General features: G+C 68.6%; 14 protein-coding genes and 1 pseudogene. 14 read left to right on the top strand and 1 reads right to left on the bottom strand.

The features are described from left to right. Positions 1 to 3: 3 nt before the first annotated feature. The 5 genes from araD to BLQ77_RS24310 are packed head-to-tail and all read left to right on the top strand — an operon-like array spanning position 4 to position 5,474. Positions 4 to 1,746 (top strand): L-arabinonate dehydratase, encoded by a 1,743-nt coding sequence (gene araD / locus BLQ77_RS24290; RefSeq protein WP_089963486.1) that lies wholly within the window; start codon positions 4 to 6, stop codon positions 1,744 to 1,746. Continuing rightward, complete coding sequence (locus tag BLQ77_RS24295; protein ID WP_089963489.1) at positions 1,746 to 2,678, top strand: Gfo/Idh/MocA family protein; 933 nt, start codon at positions 1,746 to 1,748, stop codon at positions 2,676 to 2,678. The genes araD and BLQ77_RS24295 overlap by 1 nt, the downstream gene beginning before the upstream one ends. After that, positions 2,675 to 3,664 (top strand): aldose epimerase family protein, encoded by a 990-nt coding sequence (locus BLQ77_RS24300; RefSeq protein ID WP_089963491.1) that lies wholly within the window; start codon positions 2,675 to 2,677, stop codon positions 3,662 to 3,664. Before BLQ77_RS24295 ends, BLQ77_RS24300 begins: the two co-directional genes overlap by 4 nt. Positions 3,665 to 3,675: 11 nt before the next feature. Beyond that, on the top strand, positions 3,676 to 4,593 hold the full coding sequence (locus BLQ77_RS24305) for a dihydrodipicolinate synthase family protein (protein ID WP_089963494.1): 918 nt from the start codon (positions 3,676 to 3,678) through the stop codon (positions 4,591 to 4,593). Between the two features lie 23 nt (positions 4,594 to 4,616). After that, positions 4,617 to 5,474 (top strand): SMP-30/gluconolactonase/LRE family protein, encoded by an 858-nt coding sequence (locus BLQ77_RS24310; protein WP_089963496.1) that lies wholly within the window; start codon positions 4,617 to 4,619, stop codon positions 5,472 to 5,474. A gap of 4 nt (positions 5,475 to 5,478) precedes the next feature. Here the strand turns inward: BLQ77_RS24310 and BLQ77_RS24315 are convergent, their stop codons facing one another. Continuing rightward, positions 5,479 to 9,009: an ATP-binding protein gene (locus BLQ77_RS24315; RefSeq protein WP_089963497.1), complete on the bottom strand. Its 3,531-nt coding sequence runs from the start codon at positions 9,007 to 9,009 to the stop codon at positions 5,479 to 5,481. A gap of 270 nt (positions 9,010 to 9,279) precedes the next feature. Here BLQ77_RS24315 and BLQ77_RS24320 point away from each other — a divergent pair, with 270 nt between their 5' ends. From BLQ77_RS24320 to BLQ77_RS24360, 9 genes and pseudogenes are all read left to right on the top strand, one after another. After that, positions 9,280 to 10,302, top strand: coding sequence for a homocysteine S-methyltransferase family protein (locus BLQ77_RS24320; protein WP_242661847.1), 1,023 nt, complete (start codon positions 9,280 to 9,282; stop codon positions 10,300 to 10,302). Beyond that, positions 10,299 to 10,538, top strand: a complete 240-nt coding sequence (locus tag BLQ77_RS24325) for a DUF4278 domain-containing protein (protein ID WP_008886682.1) — start codon at positions 10,299 to 10,301, stop codon at positions 10,536 to 10,538. The genes BLQ77_RS24320 and BLQ77_RS24325 overlap by 4 nt, the downstream gene beginning before the upstream one ends. Before the next feature lie 69 nt (positions 10,539 to 10,607). Continuing rightward, positions 10,608 to 12,311, top strand: a complete 1,704-nt coding sequence (locus BLQ77_RS24330; protein ID WP_089963499.1) for a tetratricopeptide repeat protein — start codon at positions 10,608 to 10,610, stop codon at positions 12,309 to 12,311. A 152-nt stretch (positions 12,312 to 12,463) separates the two neighbouring features. Continuing rightward, a complete protein-coding gene (locus tag BLQ77_RS28520) occupies positions 12,464 to 13,195 on the top strand; it encodes an MFS transporter (RefSeq protein ID WP_131822053.1) in 732 nt (243 codons plus the stop codon). After that, entirely contained in the window at positions 13,188 to 13,586 is a 399-nt protein-coding gene (locus BLQ77_RS29530; protein ID WP_242661848.1) for a ParB N-terminal domain-containing protein, read from the top strand. The genes BLQ77_RS28520 and BLQ77_RS29530 overlap by 8 nt, the downstream gene beginning before the upstream one ends. Positions 13,587 to 13,903: 317 nt before the next feature. Continuing rightward, positions 13,904 to 14,743: an SHOCT domain-containing protein gene (locus BLQ77_RS24345; protein ID WP_089963504.1), complete on the top strand. Its 840-nt coding sequence runs from the start codon at positions 13,904 to 13,906 to the stop codon at positions 14,741 to 14,743. 197 nt (positions 14,744 to 14,940) lie between these two features. Continuing rightward, the gene (locus tag BLQ77_RS24350) at positions 14,941 to 15,717 is read left to right on the top strand and encodes a transglutaminase-like domain-containing protein (RefSeq protein WP_089963506.1); all 777 of its coding nucleotides are present in this window, start codon (positions 14,941 to 14,943) and stop codon (positions 15,715 to 15,717) included. 145 nt (positions 15,718 to 15,862) lie between these two features. Next, positions 15,863 to 16,408: a YaeQ family protein gene (locus BLQ77_RS24355; RefSeq protein ID WP_008887224.1), complete on the top strand. Its 546-nt coding sequence runs from the start codon at positions 15,863 to 15,865 to the stop codon at positions 16,406 to 16,408. Positions 16,409 to 16,663: 255 nt separating this feature from the next. After that, positions 16,664 to 17,488 (top strand): annotated as a pseudogene (locus BLQ77_RS24360) (IS5 family transposase); the annotation flags it as partial.

Raw genomic sequence — 17,488 nt, forward strand, 5'->3', positions numbered from 1 at the left:
GCCATGACGTTTTCCCCGGCACCCTGGCCGCGCAAGCTGCGGTCGCAGGAATGGTATGGCGGCAATGGTCGCGACACGATCTACCACCGCGGCTGGATGAAGAACCAGGGGCACCCGCACGACCTCTTCGACGGGCGCCCGGTGATCGGCATCCTCAACACCTGGTCCGACCTCACCCCCTGCAATGGCCACCTTCGTGAGCTGGCCGAGAAGGTGAAGGCCGGCATCTGGGAGGCCGGCGGCTTCCCGGTCGAGGTGCCGGTGTTCTCGGCCTCCGAGAACACCTTCCGCCCCACCGCGATGATGTTCCGCAATCTCGCGGCGCTGTCGATCGAGGAACAGATGCGCGGCCAGCCCATCGACGGCGCCGTGCTGCTGGTGGGCTGCGACAAGACCACGCCGTCGCTGCTGATGGCCGCGGCCTCGACCGACCTGCCCTCCATCGTGGTGACCGGCGGGCCGATGCTGAACGGTTATTTCCGGGGCGAACGCGTGGGCTCGGGCACCCATCTCTGGAAGTTCTCCGAGGCGGTGAAGGCCGGGGAGATGACACAGGAGGAATTCCTCGAGGCGGAGGAATCCATGAGCCGTTCGTCGGGCACCTGCAACACCATGGGCACGGCGAGCACCATGGCCTCGATGGCCGAGGCGCTGGGGATGGCGCTTTCCGGCAACGCGGCCATCCCGGCGGTGGACAGCCGCCGCCGGGTCATGGCCCAGCTTTCGGGGCGACGCATCGTGCAGATGGTCAAGGACGACCTGAAGCCCTCGGACATCATGTCCAAGGCGGCCTTCGAGAACGCCATCCGCTGCAACGGCGCCATCGGCGGCTCGACCAACGCGGTGATCCACCTGCTCGCCATCGCGGGCCGGGTGGGCGTGGACCTGACGCTCGACGACTGGGACCGCTGCGGGCGCGACGTGGCGACCATCGTGAACCTGATGCCCTCGGGCAAGTACCTGATGGAAGAGTTCTTCTACGCCGGCGGCCTGCCGGTGGTGCTGAAGCGGCTCGGCGAGGGCGGGCAGCTCAACCGCGATGCGCTCACCGTTTCGGGCGAGACCATCTGGGACGAGGTGAAGGGCGTCCGCAACTGGAACGAGGACGTGATCCTGCCGCTCGACCAGGCGCTCACGCAGCAGGGTGGCATCGCCGTGCTGCGCGGCAACCTCGCCCCCGACGGGGCGGTTCTGAAGCCCTCAGCCGCCTCGCCGCACCTGCTGAAGCACCGGGGCCGCGCCGTCGTCTTCGAGGACATCGACGACTACAAGGCGCAGATCAACGACGAGGCGCTCGACATCGACGAGACCTGCGTCATGGTGCTTAGGAACTGCGGGCCCAAGGGCTATCCGGGCATGGCCGAGGTCGGCAACATGGGCCTGCCGCCGAAGGTCCTGAAGAAGGGCATCACCGACATGGTGCGGATCTCGGACGCGCGCATGTCGGGCACCGCCTACGGTACGGTGATCCTGCACACCTCGCCCGAGGCCGCCGCGGGCGGGCCTCTGGCGGTGGTGCGCTCGGGCGACATGATCGAGGTCGACGTGGCGGAGCGGCGCATCCATCTCGACATCCCCGACGAAGAGCTGAGCGCGCGGCTCGCGGCGTGGCGGCCCAATCACGAGCAGCCCGAAAGCGGCTATGCCTGGCTGCACCAGGCCCATGTGCAGGGCGCCGACACCGGCGCGGATCTCGACTTCCTCAAGGGCTGCCGGGGCGCCCCGGTCGGAAAGGACTCGCATTGATGGAGATCGCGCTCGTCGGCATCGGGAAGATCGCGGTGGACCAGCACGTGCCCGCCATCGCGTCGAGCCCCGACTGGGAACTCGCCGCCACGGTTTCGCGCCATGGCCGCGTCGAGGGCGTGCCCGCCTATGACGATTTCGCCCGGATGCTGGCCGAGCGGCAGGACATCCGCGTGGTCTCGCTCTGCCTGCCGCCGGTGCCGCGCTTCGACTACGCGCGGGCGGCGATCGAGTCCGGACGCCATGTGATGCTGGAAAAGCCCCCCGGCGCGACCCTCGGCGAATGCCACGCGCTCGAGGAGATGGCCCGCCGACACCGGGTGTCGCTCTACGCCACGTGGCATTCGCGGCAGGCCGACAAGGTGCCCGCGGCCAAGGCCTGGCTGGCGGAGCGGACGCTGCGCCGCCTGCGGATCACCTGGCTCGAGGACGTCCGGCACTGGCATCCCGGACAGGACTGGGTGTTCGAGGCCGGCGGGCTCGGCGTCTTCGATCCCGGCATCAACGCGCTGTCGATCCTGACCGAGATCCTGCCCGACGACGTGCACCTCACGGAGGCAGAGCTGCGTTTCCCGTCGAACCGCGAGACCCCCGTCGCCGCGAGCTGCCGCTTCCACCACCCGGGCCGCGCCGAGGTGAGCATGGAGCTCGACTGGCTGCATCAGGGCCCGCCCACCTGGAGCATCGAGGCCGAGACCGACGCCGGCACCCTGCTGCTCGAGAACGGCGGCGCCACGTTGTCTATCGACGGCACGCGGGACGAGAGCCTGCCGGGGCTCGCGGGCGAATACCCGAGGCTCTACGCGCAGATGGCAGAACTCGTGCGCTCGGGCGGGGTCGACATGGACCTTGCGCCGTTGCGCCACGTGGCCGACGCCTTCCTGCTGGGCCGGCGCGTTGTCGTGGCAGCCTTCGACTGGGACGCCGCGTGACCGACGCCCCTGCCCCCTTCGGCACCGCCCCCGACGGCAGCCCGGTGAAGATCGCGAAGATCACCGCCGGGGACGTCACCGCGCGGGTGATGAGCTGGGGCGCGAGCCTCGTCGATTTCCGGCTGGGCGGCGTGCCGCTTGTGCTGGGGTGCGACGCGTTCGACGCCTATCTCGGCCCGATGCGCTATTTCGGCGCCATCGTCGGGCCGGTGGCCAATCGCATCGCCGGGGGCCGCATGGTGCTGGGCGGGCAGCGCCACGATCTCGACCGCAACGACGCCGGGCGCACCACGCTGCACGGCGGGTCCGACGGGTTCGGTACCAGCAACTGGCGGATTGTGGATCTCACCGACAGCTCGGTGGCGCTTGCGCTGCACAGGCCCGGCGGGCTCGGCGGCTTTCCCGGCTCCCTCGAGGTCGAGGCCCGCTACACGCTCGACGAGGGCGGTGCGCTGACGCTCGACATCGCCGCGACCACCGACAGAGAGACGGTCTTTGCCCCCGCCTTCCACGGCTACTGGTCGCTCGATGGCCAGCCAGACCTTGGCGGGCACAGGCTCACGGTCGCGGCCGAGACCTACCTGCCCGTCGATAGCGCCAAGATCCCCGAAGGCGCGCCGCAGCCGGTCGCGCGCACGGTCTTCGACCACCGCACGCCGCGCACGCCCGACCCGGGGATCGACCACAATTTCTGCCTGAGCACCGAGCGCGGCACCCTGCGCCACGCCTGCACGCTCGAGGCAGGCGGGCTCCGCCTCGAGGTCTCGAGCACCGAGCCCGGCCTGCAGGTCTACGCGGGCGCCAAGATCGACAGCGCGCCTTTCCCCGGCCACGGCGGCGCGCCCCATGGCCCCAACGCCGGCATCGCCATCGAGCCGCAGGGCTGGCCGGATGCGGTCAACCGCCCGGACTTCCCGCCCGTCGTGCTGCGCCGCGGCGAGCCCTACCGACAAACCTCACGCTTCGCCGTGACCCGCATCGACTGAAGAGGCCCCCGATGAAGACACCGCTGACCGGAATCCTGCCCGTCGCCCCGACCCCGTTCCACGACGACGGGCGCATCGACCCCCAGGGCATGTGCCGCGTGCTCGACTGCATGATCGATCAGGGCGTGGACGCGATCTGCATCCTCGCCAACTACTCGGAACAGTTCCTGCTCTCGGACGAGGAGCGCGCCACGCTGACCCGGGTGAGCCTCGAGCATGTCGCCGGGCGCGTGCCGGTGATCGTCACCATCAGCGCCTTCGCCACCGCCATCGTGACCGCCCGCGCCCGCGAGGCCGAGAGCCTCGGCGCTGCGATGCTGATGATGATGCCGCCCTACCACGGTGTCGGGCTGGTGCCCGCCGAGGCCGGGATCTTCGAGCATTTCCAGGCGGTGTCGGACGCGGTCGCGATCCCGATCATGGTGCAGGACGCGCCGCTCTCGGGCGTGTCCCTGTCGGTGCCGCTGCTGGCGCGCATGGCCCGCGAGATCGAGAACGTCTCGTATTTCAAGATGGAGACTCCCTTCGCCGCCGACAAGCTCGCGGCGCTGATCGAGGCGGGTGGCGAGCACATCGTCGGCCCCTTCGACGGCGAGGAGGCGGTGACCCTGCTGGCCGATCTCGACGCCGGCTGCACCGGGACCATGACCTCGGCGCTGCAGCCCGAGAAGATCCGCCCCATCGTCACCAGCTATCTTGCCGGGGACACCGATGCGGCGCTGGCGCAGTGGAAGCTCTGCCTTCCGCTCATCAACCACGAGAACCGGCAATGCGGGCTGCGCGCTGCCAAGGTGGTGATGAAGGAAGGCGGCGTGATCGGTTCGGACCATGTGCGGCACCCGCTGAAACCGATGTCCGCGCGCACGCGCGAGCGGCTGCTGTCGCTCTCGCAGGAGCTTGACCTCATTGCGCTCAACTGGGGCAAATAGGCGAGAGACCACCGGAGCACCCCATGACCTACCGCGCAACCCTCTACGACGACCGCCCCTGCGAACTTGGCGAGGGGCCGCTCTGGCACCCTGAGCGGCAGCAGCTCTTCTGGTTCGACATCGCGGGCCGCAGGCTGCTGTCGCGCGACGGGGACGCGCCGCTGGAATGGCGCTTCGACGAGCACCACAGCGCCGCCGGCTGGGTCGACCGCGACACGCTGCTCGTGGCTTCCGAGACCGGGCTCTGGCGCTTCGACATCGAAAGCGGCGAGCGGGTGCTGCTGCAGCGGCTCGAGGAGGAAAACGAGGCCACCCGCTCGAACGACGGGCGCGCCGATCCGATGGGCGGGTTCTGGATCGGGACCATGGGCAAGGGCGCGGAGCCCGGCGCCGGGGCGATCTACCGCTGGTATCGCGGCGAGCTGCGCCAGCTGATGGCCGGGATCAGCGTCTCCAACTCGATCTGCTTCGCCCCGGACGGACGCACCGCCTATTTCGCTGACACACCCGAGGGCCGGATCCGGCGCCAGCCGCTCGACCCCGAGGGCTGGCCCTCGGGCGAGGCCGCGCTCTTCGCCGACCCGGGCGCGAGCGGCCTGCGGCCCGACGGCTCGGTGACCGATGCCGAGGGCACGCTCTGGAATGCCGCATGGGGCGCCGGGAAGGTCACGCGCTACGGGGCCGACGGGCAGCCCGGGCTCGAGGTCACGCTGGCGGGCAGCCAGAGCACCTGCCCGGCCTTCGGCGGCCCGGAGTTCCGCACGATGTTCGTGACCACCGCCCGCGAGGGGCTGACCGCGCCGGACGCGGGACAGGGCTGCGTCTACGCCATCGACCTGCCCTGTGCAGGCCGGCCGGAGCCCCGCGTCCTCCTGCCCTGACGGGTCACACCACCGCCTCGACCAGCGCCGCCACGTCGCTGAGGCATCTGCGGCGAAGCTCGTCCACGAGGTCCGAACGCGCCTGCGGGTCCGACGGCCAGAGCGCCATCTCGACCGCCCGGACGTAGTGGGTGACCAGCCCGATGGGCTCGTCCGAGGCAAAGGCGGTCAGCGCATCCATGTGCACGCGCGCCAGGTCGCGGTCTTTGTCGAGGATCGCCCGCTCCAGCACGGAGGCATGAAACCAGATCACCGCGTGGGCCAGCGAGCCGCGCGCGAGGCAGGCGAGGCCGTCGGCGATCTCCTGGTCCCGGGCCTCGCGATCCTCGGCCACCAGCGCGGCGAAACCGAAGATCGTGCCGCCGACATAGGCGTCGGTCCCGGCGTCGGGCAGCAGCGCCGCGATGCGGCTGCGGGCGGCTTCGGCATCGCCGCCCCGCAACGCGCTGAACGCCTTCAGCGTCTCCACGTCCTTGGAGAACCGGCTCTCGCCCGGGGTCAGCGCCTCGATGGCGGCAAGATCCTCGTCGAGCCCCTCGATATCGCCGTTCATCAGCCGCATCTCGGCACGGACCTCGCGGGCGATGAGCTCGGTGCGCACCGCCCCGCACTGCCGGGCGCTGTCGACGGCGATGTCGGCGAGCAGGTGGGCATGCGGGCCCGGGTCCGCGAAGAAGAGTGCGAAGGCCCGCATGAAGAGGTACTCCTCGCGCACCAGCCCGAGCCCGGCCTCCTCGGCGATCTCGATGGCGCGTGAGAAATGCCGGTGCGCAGAGGCGAAACGCCCGGCGGCATAGGTCGCGTCACCGATGCCGCCATGCCCCCGGGCGATGCCGCGCGGATCGCCGGTCGCCTCGGCCGCTGCCAGCGACGCGCGGTGCTGGGCAAGGCATTCGGCCAGTTCGCCCCGAAGGAAGGCGCGGTTGCCGCGCTGCTCGTGGATCTCGGCGCGCCCGAGCCCGGTCAGGCCGATGCTGTCGGCGATCTCCTCGGCGGCATCGAGCACGCGGTCTGCCTCGTCGCCACGCCCCAGCCGGTGCAGCACCAGCGCCTGCCGGCACAGCATGGCGGCGCGGGTCTCGGCGCGGATCGCCTTGCCGTGGGCGGCGCGGTAATCGTCGAGCGCCCCCTTCATGTCGCCGCGGATCCGCCGCAGCCCGGCGCGACAGGAGTGCAGCTCGGCCATGGCCTCGGGGTCGCCGTCCCGGGCTAGCCCCGCCTCGATATAGGGATAGGCCGCAGCAAAGCGCCGGGCGGCGATCATCGCGTTGGCGGCCCCGGCAGCGGCGCGGCTCGCCTCGGCGGCATAGTCGGTGTGCAGCGCGTGGTTGGCCCAGAGGATCGGGTCGTGGCCACGGTAGTACACCGCCGCGCGGGCGTGACCGGCCTGCCGGGCCTCGGGCGGTATCGCCTCGTAGATCGCCCGGTATACGAGGTCGTGGCCAAACGCGAAGCCGGTCCCGGTGGCATGCAGCAGGTCGCCGCTCTGCCGGGGGCGGGCGGACTCGGGGAAGATCGCGGCGAAGTCTTCGGGATCGAAGGAGGTCCCGAGGATCGACGCCCGGCGCAGCGCCGCGCGGTCCGCCTCGGGCAGGCGCTCGATCTGTTCCTGCACGAGCTCGGTCACCGTCATCGGCAGCGCGCCCTCGGTCCAGTTCGCCTCGAGAAGGCGGATCAGGAAGAGCGGGTGCCCGGCGGCGCGGTCGATGGCCGCATCGGGGGCGCTCACCCCTGGCGCGATGGCGCGGACAAGGTCACGCGCCGCGGTCTCGGGCAGCGGCGGTAGCGTGATGCGCACCACGCCCGATCGCGCCCGGGCCGCAAGGCGATGGTCGAGGCTGCCGTCATGGGGCCGCTCGGTCAGCAGCAGGATCACCGGGCTGTCCTGCAACCCGCTCATCAGCCCGAGAAGGAAGTCGCTCGCACCGACCGGGCTCCAGTGGCAGTCCTCGATGAGCACCAGCAGCCCGCCGGTCTCGACCGCGGCCTGCCTCAGCGAGTCGGCGAGCAACTCGATGATCAGCCGCTGCTGCACGTCCGGATCGAGCGCGCTCATCCGCAGCATCGCGTCGGCGCCGATCTGCGGCTCGACGAGCCACGACAGCACGGCGCGCTCGACGGCGGTGGCGCGCGGGCCGGGCAAGGGCGGCTGCGGCAGCTGCGCCACCAGCCGCTGCGCCGGGTGACGCTCACCGGGCGAGAAGGCGTCGAAGCCGATCTCGACGGTGGTGGCGCCTGCCCCTTCGGCCCGGCGCAGGATCTCGCGCGCGAGGCGGCTCTTGCCGATCCCGGCCTCGCCGGAGAGGTGGATCACGAGGCTGCTGTCGGCGTTGCGGGCGGCGGCAATCGCCGCTTCCGCCTGCGCAAGTTCAAGCTCGCGGCCCACCATCGGCGCCTCGGGACGCGGCGCCGAGGCGCCCGGCCGCAACGGCACCGCCCGCTGCATGGGCTCGGCGGGAAGCCCGAGGCGCGTTGCGAGATCGCGGGCCAGCAGCACGTCGCCCGACTCGGCCATGGCGGCGACCCGGCGCGCCTCGACCAGCGACTGCGCGGAAAGCTCGTCGCTGGCGGTCGCGGCGACCATGCCGAAGGCAAGCCCCTGCGCCGCGAGGTCGGCAAGCTCGAGCGCGGCGGTGGAGACGGCGCGCAACTCCTGCCCGGTGAAGAGGAAGACGATCTCGCCGGGGCCCGAGGCCCGCTCCTCGGCGCCCGCGGCTAGCGCGGCGCTGCGCAGGGCCGACCAGTCGCGCGCCCCCTCGGTCTCGAAGCCGAGCAGCAGGTAGGCGGGCGGAGCCTCGGGCGGCACCTCCGCCTCCGGTTCGGTCGCCACGGGTTTGCCACCGCCGCCCCGCCGGATGCGCTCATACAGCGCGCGGGTCTCGGGTTCCGGGGCGACGCCCATGTCGCGCCGGAGCGCCTCTTCGAGGGTCTCGTACCTCGCCTGCGCCGCGCGCCGCATGCCCCGGCCCGCATCCGCGATCATCAGCCGGCGGTGGGCGTCCTCGTTGAGCGGGTCCAGCAGCAGCAACCGGTGCGCCAGCGCCGGGGTCTCGGCGCCGTCGTCGCTGCGCTCCAGCTCCGTCGCCAGCGCGTCGCAGGCCAGCCCTGCGAGCCGCGCCCGCTCGGCCGCGAGCGCCTGCCCGAGGTCCGAGGCACCGGTGTCGGCGCCATCGAAGAACGGCCCCCGGTAGAGGCGCACCGCCTCGGCCAGATCGTTGCGCGAGAGCGCCGCGTGGAAGGCGTCGAGATCGGTGGTCACCTCCGGCCCGAGACTCAGCTCGTCGCCCTCCGAGATCACCCACTCGACCCCCGCTGCGCGGCGGATCTGCGACAGGGACTGGCGGAGACTGACCCGCGCCTGCTCGCCGTCACTCGCCTCCCAGAGGAGCGAGGCGAGCCGCTGGCGGGGCATCGTGCGGCGGCGCGCCGCGGCGAGCAGTCCGAGCAGCATCCTGGCCTTGCGGGCGCTCAGCGAAATCCGGGCGCCATTCCGTGACATCGCGAATCCCCCGAGGAATTCGAGCCAGAGAGTCATGCTTTCACGCGCCTTTCACGCATGGCCACCCGACCGAATTCACGCCGCCGGATCAATACGACGTCACCACAACCAATCAGGTGTACCGACAATGCAATTCAAACAGTTTTTTACCATCGGGGGACGGTTGCGGCGAAATAAGAGACCGCGCGCGTTCCCGCATGTTTCGCGGCATCTGAAGGCCGATATCGGCCTCCCCCAGAACGATCCGCTTGATGAAATGACGGGGCTTCCGCCCCGGACCCAACGCCCTTTTCTATGGTGATTCAAATGACAACCTATCGCAATAACCTTCCGCAATTCGACGGCACGATTCTGCTGACCGATTCCGGGCTCGAAACGACGCTTATCTTTCACGACGGTATCGACCTACCGGCATTCGCCGCATATCCGCTGATGGAGACGGACTCCGGGCGCGAGACGCTGGCCCGCTACTACCGCCGCCACCTGTCCATTGCCGCCGACCATGGCACCGGTTTCGTGCTCGAGGCGCCGACCTGGCGCGCCAGCCGCGACTGGGGTGCCGAGCTCGGCCACGGCCCCGAGGACCTCGCGCGGCTCAACCATGCGGCGATCGGTTTCCTGTCGGACCTGCGCGCGTCGGCCCGCGGCGTCCGCCCCGTGGTGATCTCGGGCAACATCGGCCCGAGAGGGGACGGCTACGTCGCCGACACCGCAATGACCGCCGCCGAGGCCGAGGCCTACCACGCCGAGCAGATCGGCTGGTTCGCCGAAACCGACGTGGACATGGTGACAGCCGTGACCCTCTCGACCGTGGCCGAAGGGGTCGGCGCGATCCGCGCCGCCTGCAAGCGCGGCCTGCCGGTCGTGGTCTCCTACACCGTCGAGACCGACGGTCGCCTGCCGGACGGCACGCCGCTCGGCACCGCCTTCGAGCAGACCGACGCCGAGACCGACGGGGCCGCCGCCTACTTCATGGTGAACTGCGCGCACCCGGACCATTTCCGCGACGCCCTCGCGGCGGGCTCGGGCTGGCTCGAGCGGATCGGCGGGGTGCGTGCCAACGCCTCGCGCCTCAGCCACGCCGAGCTCGACGCGGCGGAGGAGCTCGACGCCGGGAACCCGGCGGAGCTCGGCCATGACTATGCCCGCCTGCGCCGGCTTCTGCCGAACCTCGTGGTGCTGGGCGGCTGCTGCGGCACCGACCATCGCCACGTCGAGGCCATCGCCGACTGCTGTGTTGCCCGCACAGCGCCTGATCGACCTGCCGCCGTCCGGAATTTGCCGGGCGGCGTCCTCCTCCCCCCATTTTTCAAGGAGCATTTGCAATGACCGCTCTGACCCCGACCTTCGCGCTCTTCGACGGGCCCGCCCTCCCCGACCGCCAGGGCGGTGAACCGGTGCTGCGCTATCGCGGCGTCGCCTACCGCCGCTCAGAGCTGACCCGGCCCCGGCGCGCCGAGGCCACGCGGCTCATGTACCGCGGTGTCGCCTACCGTCCCACGGCTGCCGCCCCCGCGCCCGAACCGGCGCCTGGGCAACGGCGCTATCGCGGCGTCGCTTACTGACCATTTCCAACCTCTCCCCTGTCGCCACCCCATTTCGACGACAGACCATTTCCCCGAAAGGACGTCCCCATGTCGTTCCGACTGACCTGTGCCGCCATTCTCGCGGCCACCACCGCCCTCACCCTGCCTGCCGTCGCGCACGAGACCAACCGGCGCACCGAGCTCTACAAACCCGGCGTCGAACACGCCGCCTCCGAGCTGTCCGCGTCGGATGCCGCCTCGGTCGCGGCGTTCTCGGGCTACGGCGATTTCGGCTTCGATCCCCGCACCGAGGTGCCCGAGGCCCGCGCCGCCTTCGAACAGGGCATCGCGCTGCTCTGGGGGTTCAACCACGCCGCCGCCGTCCAGGCGTTCCGCGCCGCGCAGCAGGCCGACCCGCAATGTTCCGCCTGCTACTGGGCCGAGGCCTATGCGCTCGGGCCGAACCTGAACGACGGCATGCATGACGAGAACGTCACCCCGGCCTTCGACGCCGCCTGGACCGCCGTCGACACCGCCGTCACCGACAAGGAAATGGCGCTCGCCCGTGCGCTGGTGCTGCGCTACGCCTTCGAGGGCGGCAACCGCGAGCTGATGAACCGCGCCTTCGCCGAGGCGATGGGCGACGTGGCCGCGCGGTTCCCCGGCGACGCCAACATCCAGGTGTTCCACGCCGACGCGCTGATGAACATGCAGCCGTGGGATTACTGGGAGGCCGACGGCGTCACGCCCAAGGGCAACGGCGCCGAGATCCTCGCCTCGCTCGAGCGCGCCATGGCGTTGTCGCCCGAGCACCCGGCGGCGCTGCATCTCTACATCCACGCGGTCGAGGCCTCGGCCGAACCCGCGCGGGCCGAGGCGGCGGCGGATGCGCTCCGTGGCAGTGTGCCCATGGCGGGGCACCTCGTGCACATGCCCGCGCATATCTACAACCGCATCGGCCGCTACGGCGATTCCATCGCGGTGAACGAGGCGGCGATTGCCGCGGACGAGGCCTATCTCGAGGCCGCGGGCGACGCGGCCAGCGCGCTCTATCGCTTCGGCTACTACCCGCACAACATCCACTTCCTGCTGGTCGGCGCCCAGATGGCCGGCATCAAGGAAGACGCGCTGGCGGCGGCCCAGAAGCTGGCGGATGTCACCTCGGACGAGGTCGGCGCCTCGCTTGCCTGGGTTCAGGCGATCGAGACGGCCCCCTACACGGCGCACGCGCAGTTCAGCACACCGGAGGAGATCCTGGCGCTGCCGGACCCGGGCGATGCCTTTCCCTTCGTGAAGGGCCACTGGCACTATGCCCGGGGCATCGCGCTGGCGCTGGTGGGAGATCTGGACGGCGCGCTGGCCGAGCAGACCGCCATCGAACGGATCATCGCCGAGGCGGATCTTGCGGGTCTGGAAGAGCAATACCTCCCCGCCCGTGACGTGCTGGAGATCGCCAAACACATCGTCGAGGCCCGCATCGCGCAATGCCAGGGCAACTGGGGTTCCGCCGAGCATCACCTCGAAGCGGCGATCGAGATTGAGGACACCATCGCCTACATGGAGCCGCCCTACTGGTACTACCCCGTCCGCCAGACGCTGGGCGCGGTCCGGCTTCAGGCCGGCGACGCGCAGGGCGCACGGGAAGCCTTCGAGGGCGCGCTCGAGACCCAGCCCAACAACGCCTGGGCGCTCTGGGGCCTGTGGCAGGTGTCGCTGATCGGCGGTACGTCTGAGGCTGCGGTCTCTGAGGCGCGTACTGCCTTCGAGAAGGCATGGCTGGGTGAGAGCGAGCCGGACCTTGGCCGGATCTGAACTGGTCCTCGGACCCGGGAAGGCGCCGCGTTGCCACGCGGCGCCTTTTTCGTTGCGGGAGAGTCGCCATTCAAGATGGATGCCGCGCGAATGCCACGCTGCCGCCTGCGGGGCTGGCGACCGGCGCGCTCCAGGCTGGTGCCGCCATCGACGTGACGTCCCATGCCCTGCATCCGTTCTTCCAGGGCCTCGCACTGGTCAGCATCCTCTTCGCCGCGGGTGTCTGGGCGTGGCGTGAAACATCGCCGCGCCACGAAGGCCTGTGGTCCTCGCTGCGCCCCCGTGTCCGCATTCCCGCCACCGCGCGGCCGGCCTTCCGGCGCGTCGCCCCCGCGCTGTTCGCGACCTGGGCCACGGGTGGCTTTTACCTGTCGCTGGGCGTCTCGATCTCGATCCATGTCTTCGGCTTGCCCCATGGCCTCGAACAGGGAGCCGTGGTCACTGCGCTGGCCGGAACCGGTGCGCTGGCTTGTTTCTTCGCTCGCCACGCATCGGCTTCGGCGACCCTGCGCTTCGGCACATTGGCGCTTGCTGCAGGCACGGCCCTGACGCTTCTTGCCATTCAGCTTGGAAGCATATGGGCCTATCTGTTCGCACTTCCCTTGGCGGGTGCAGGCTTCGGCACCTGCTTCTACGGGCAGTCCGCTCGCTTGCTCCGCTGGCTGGGCCCCACGAGCGTGGCGAGTTGTTTGAGGCGATTTTCACCGTCAGCTACCTCGCTTTCGGGGTCCCGGTGGTTGTCGCCGGAGCGCTCGTCACGTCGCTGGGACTGGCTGCAACGACCATCGGATACGGTTTCGTTATCATCTGCATGGCACTGGCGGCGGTCCTTGGCAAAGCCCGCGGATAGAAAGACCCGACGAGGGGAGGCGTCGCGTGTATGACGTCTTGGCCCGCCCTCTCGATCTTAAGACCGCTGAGGGCTGCGGGCCGGCAGCCCCGCTTCCGGTCGCAGGCACATCAAAGCAGGGCGTCCCAGTTCCGAAAGGACTCGCGTCTCACGCCAAGGTGCACCATGCTCGCACGATGTTGGAAAAACACACCGTTCCGATCAGCGACGTCAGGGTGCCTCTCAAGCGGAAAAAGACGCTGTGCGAGGACAAGGTCCAGAAGATTGCCGAGAGCATTCTGGAAGATGGGCAGACGACCCCGATACAGCTTCGTCCCGACGGAGATGGCTACGTGCTGATCGAAGGCCTTCACAGACTGGAGGCGCTTCGGATCCTCGGAGAGGTATCGGTTCTGGCGTATTTCGTTCGAGCCCGCCTGCACTGACCAGCACGAGGCGCGCCGTTGCGGACACTTCCCAGAGGCGGCGTGGCATCGGCTGATGCGTCTGGCGTACGGAGTGTCTCGCTTTCGCGGTCCGTACGCTTTCGAAATGCCTCGGAGCTTGCCGTCATGGCTGGCTGACATCATGCCACCAATGGCTGGGGGACGTTTCCTGACCCCCACCAAGTGCATGAAGCTGACGCTGCGCTGAGCAGCGACGGCGCGCGAATTGTCCCATGTGCAGCACCCACACGATCGGCGGTGTCTGTCGCCGCCCATCGGTGCTAGCGTCGGGTGCGGAACAACACGAGATTGGACAGATGGCCCGACTGACTGAAGAAGGCACGGCGATCGTCGCCGATATCGCGGCCCGCCATGGGATCAGTGGCGATGCCGCGATGCATATGCTCATGGCCGTGTCTGCCGGGCATGGCACTCAGGCCCAGTTCAACCATCCCGAGCTTGGCGGCATGGGGCAATGGTCGCTGGGCGGGATGACCATGGTCGGCGACATGTTCAACAATGGTCTCAAGGCCCGGGTCGACAGCCTTTGCTCGGAGCTCTCGGGGATCGTGCAGCAGCACAGCCTTTTCGCGGCTCCGGTGTCCTCGCAGTCGCAATCGCAGGGTGGGACGCCGGACGTGTCCGGGGTCAGCCTGTTCGTGCAGGAGACCAGCGACTGGCCCGCCGATCTCGGTCAGCCGTCTTCCGCCGGAACCCAGAATGACCTGCGTTACGCGTATTTCCCCGACAAGCGCCGGCTGGCGGTCAAGGTTGGAGGGCACACCACGGTCTACGACACCGGCGACCATCTGATCGGCGGCTTTGGACAGGCGCAGGGCGTCGGCCAGAGCCTCAGCTTCACCAGCCAGCACGGGCTCGTACAGCTCTCGGATCTGCCGATCGTCGATCGCAACGCGCCGGCATCGCACGACAGCGCGTCCCCGCCTTCCGCCGCGACCCCTTTTGCAGCCGATCCGCCCCCTGCCGTCACGGCCGAACCGGAACAGCGGCCCGCGCCGAGCGTCGAAGCCCCTCAGGCCATGAACGATGACCAGATTTTCAGCCGGATCGAACGGCTCGCGGGTCTGTTCGAGAAGGGTATCCTCACCAAGGAAGAGTTCGAGGCGAAGAAGGCTGAACTCTTGGCGCGCTTGTAGCGCTCCCTGACGAGCAACGGCCCGGCGCAGACGGGGCCCCGGGTTTGCGGTTCAACTCTTCCAAAGGCTCTCGGCGCATCTACCCCTTTGCAAACTGGCTGGGATGCGGCATGGCCGGAGATCACATTCCGTTGGGCGGGCGGACCCCGGATGAGGGGTCCAGGTCGTGCGCCCAACTCGAGATCAGGAAAGTCCAGATGCGTATCACCATCGACGTCGCGATGACCTACCGCTTCCCCCGCCCGAACACCGTGTTCCTTGCGCTGGAAGCGGCAAAGGGCGCTGGCCAGACGGTCGTTCAGGAGCATCTGGATATCGGCCGGGCCGCGCTCAGCCGCATCAGCGGGGACTCGGATGTCGGCGAGCGGGTCTGGGCGCAGGTTCCCGATTGCGAGATGAACCTGACCTACCGCGCGCTGCTCGATGTAACGCGGCCGGAACCTCGGTTCGAGACGCTTGAGGCCATGCCCCTGCACCTGATCCCCGGAGACGTGGCGCCATATCTGCGACCCTCGCGATATTGCCAGTCGGACAAGTTCATGACCTTCGTGCAACGGCGCTTCGGGGACCTGAGTGGCGGCCTGCAGATCCTTGCGCTGCGGGATTGGATCGAGACGAACCTGACCTACGTGCCCGGCAGCTCGGATGCGGATACCAACGTGCTCGAAACCTTCGCCGGACGTCAGGGCGTGTGCCGCGACTACGCGCATCTCATGTGCTCACTGGTCCGTGCGGCCCAGATCCCAGCCCGCATGGTGGCCGTCTACAGCCCGGACGTCGAGCCCCCCGACTTTCACGCCGTCACCGAGGTCTGGCTGAGCGGAAAATGGTGGCTTGTCGATGCAACCGGCATGACCAGCGCAGCATCGATGGCGATCATCGCAGTGGGCCGCGACGCCTACGACGTGGCCTTCATGGATTCCCAGGAGCCGGCCGAACTTCTGGTTCAGTCGGTTGCCGTGAAGAGGGTTTGACCCGATGCGGGGGAAAACCGGGCCCTTTGTCGGACCGTAGACCCGGCCAGTATGACCACCTTTTGTTCGGCACCTTGACCTATCTCCTTTCACAAAGCCGCCTGACCCACTAGGCATCGCTATCTTCGCGAGTGAGGGACCTGTCATGGCGCTAAAATCCACCATCTACAAAGTCGAACTTTCCGTCTCCGACATGGATCGTCACTACTACGAGACGCACAAGCTGACCGTGGCGAAGCATCCCTCCGAGACGGATGAAAGGTTGATGGTACGCCTGCTGGCCTTCGCCCTGAATGCCGATGAGCAACTGGAACTCACCAAGGGTCTGTCGACGGATGACGAGCCGGACATCTGGCAAAAGAGCCTGAGTGGCGAGCTGGAACTGTGGGTGGCGCTGGGGCTTCCAAGCGACAAGGTCCTGCGTCAGTCATGCGGCAAAGCGGGCAAGGTGGTGATCTATGCCTACGGCGGCAGGCCCGCCGAGGTGTGGTGGGACAAGATCAAGGGCAGCACGACCCGGTTCGACAATCTGCAGGTCATGAACCTCTCGGAGGATGAGACCCGTGATCTGGCGGGCCTGGCAAACCGCTCGATGAAACTGCAGATCAACATCCAGGACGGGGAGGTCATGGTCAGTGCAGATGACCGGATCGCCTATGTCACCCCGGTCAAATGGAAGGACGTCGCGTAGCCGGCTTCATCGTTTCGCTTTGGCGGGCACGAGCTGCTCTGCTGCGCGATGGTCGAAGGATTGCGGTGTTCCACCGGCTCCCCCTGCGACACGAAGCGCGGAGTGGCTTGTCACTGCCGCGGCACGTTTCCAGCGCGTCCCGGCAACGCCTACTTCGTTGCTCGGCTATCAGCGTTAATCGAGCAGGAGGATTAGGACGTGTTGACAAAAGAGATTCACACTGCGCGGCAAGCGTGATTCAAGCTGGTATCTGCGATGGAGACCAGCTTGGCACGAGACCTGATGTCGAACGAGAAATGCGCGTTCTTTGAGCGTTTCATCCGGACAGTCCGCGCCCCGAACGGACGCAAACCTACCAACCACCGCCTGGTTCTTGATGGAATTTTCTGGATCGCGCGCACAGGCTCTCCCTGGCGCGATCTGCCTGAAGAGTTCGGCAAGTGGTCGAGTGTCTATCGGCAGTTCCGACGCTGGACGCTGGCGGGATTGTGGGAGGACATCATGGACGCGCTGAACCAAAGCCGGGCGGTGTCGGACGCCCTGCAGATGATCGACAGCACCGTGATCCGCGCCCATCATCCACTGCCCGGCAGGGCATTGCGCCAGCAATGTCCCGAGAGGGGGGCAGCGGGCGCTAAAGGGGGACTGCGCGACAGGGTTTTGGCCGCTCGCGTGGCGGCTTCACGACAAAGATCCACCTCCTCGTCAATGGCGAGGTATTGATCCGCCATCGGTCCGAGGACAATGCCGAGCGGGCTGCCCATGAGGACGGAGATCACTGCGGGGCAAACCTCCGACAATGTCGGCTTCGATCTGATCATGGCTGACAATTTGCCGACACCGAGTGTTCTGCTGGTCGACCGAGGCTATGACGCTGACAGAATTCGGGAGACCATAAACAGACGAGATGTCCCGCCGGTCATTCCCCTATCGGGACATCGCTTTGCGATGCCCTGCCGGGCAAAGGATGCGCAAGTCCCGCAAAAAGTGCGTTGGCGTGGACCGATCACTCTACCGGCTGCGCAACTTGCTCGAACGGCGCTTCAACGAGCTCAAGAACGCCCGCCGCGTCGCCACCCG

Source organism: Salipiger thiooxidans, from assembly GCF_900102075.1.
Taxonomy (GTDB): domain Bacteria; phylum Pseudomonadota; class Alphaproteobacteria; order Rhodobacterales; family Rhodobacteraceae; genus Salipiger; species Salipiger thiooxidans.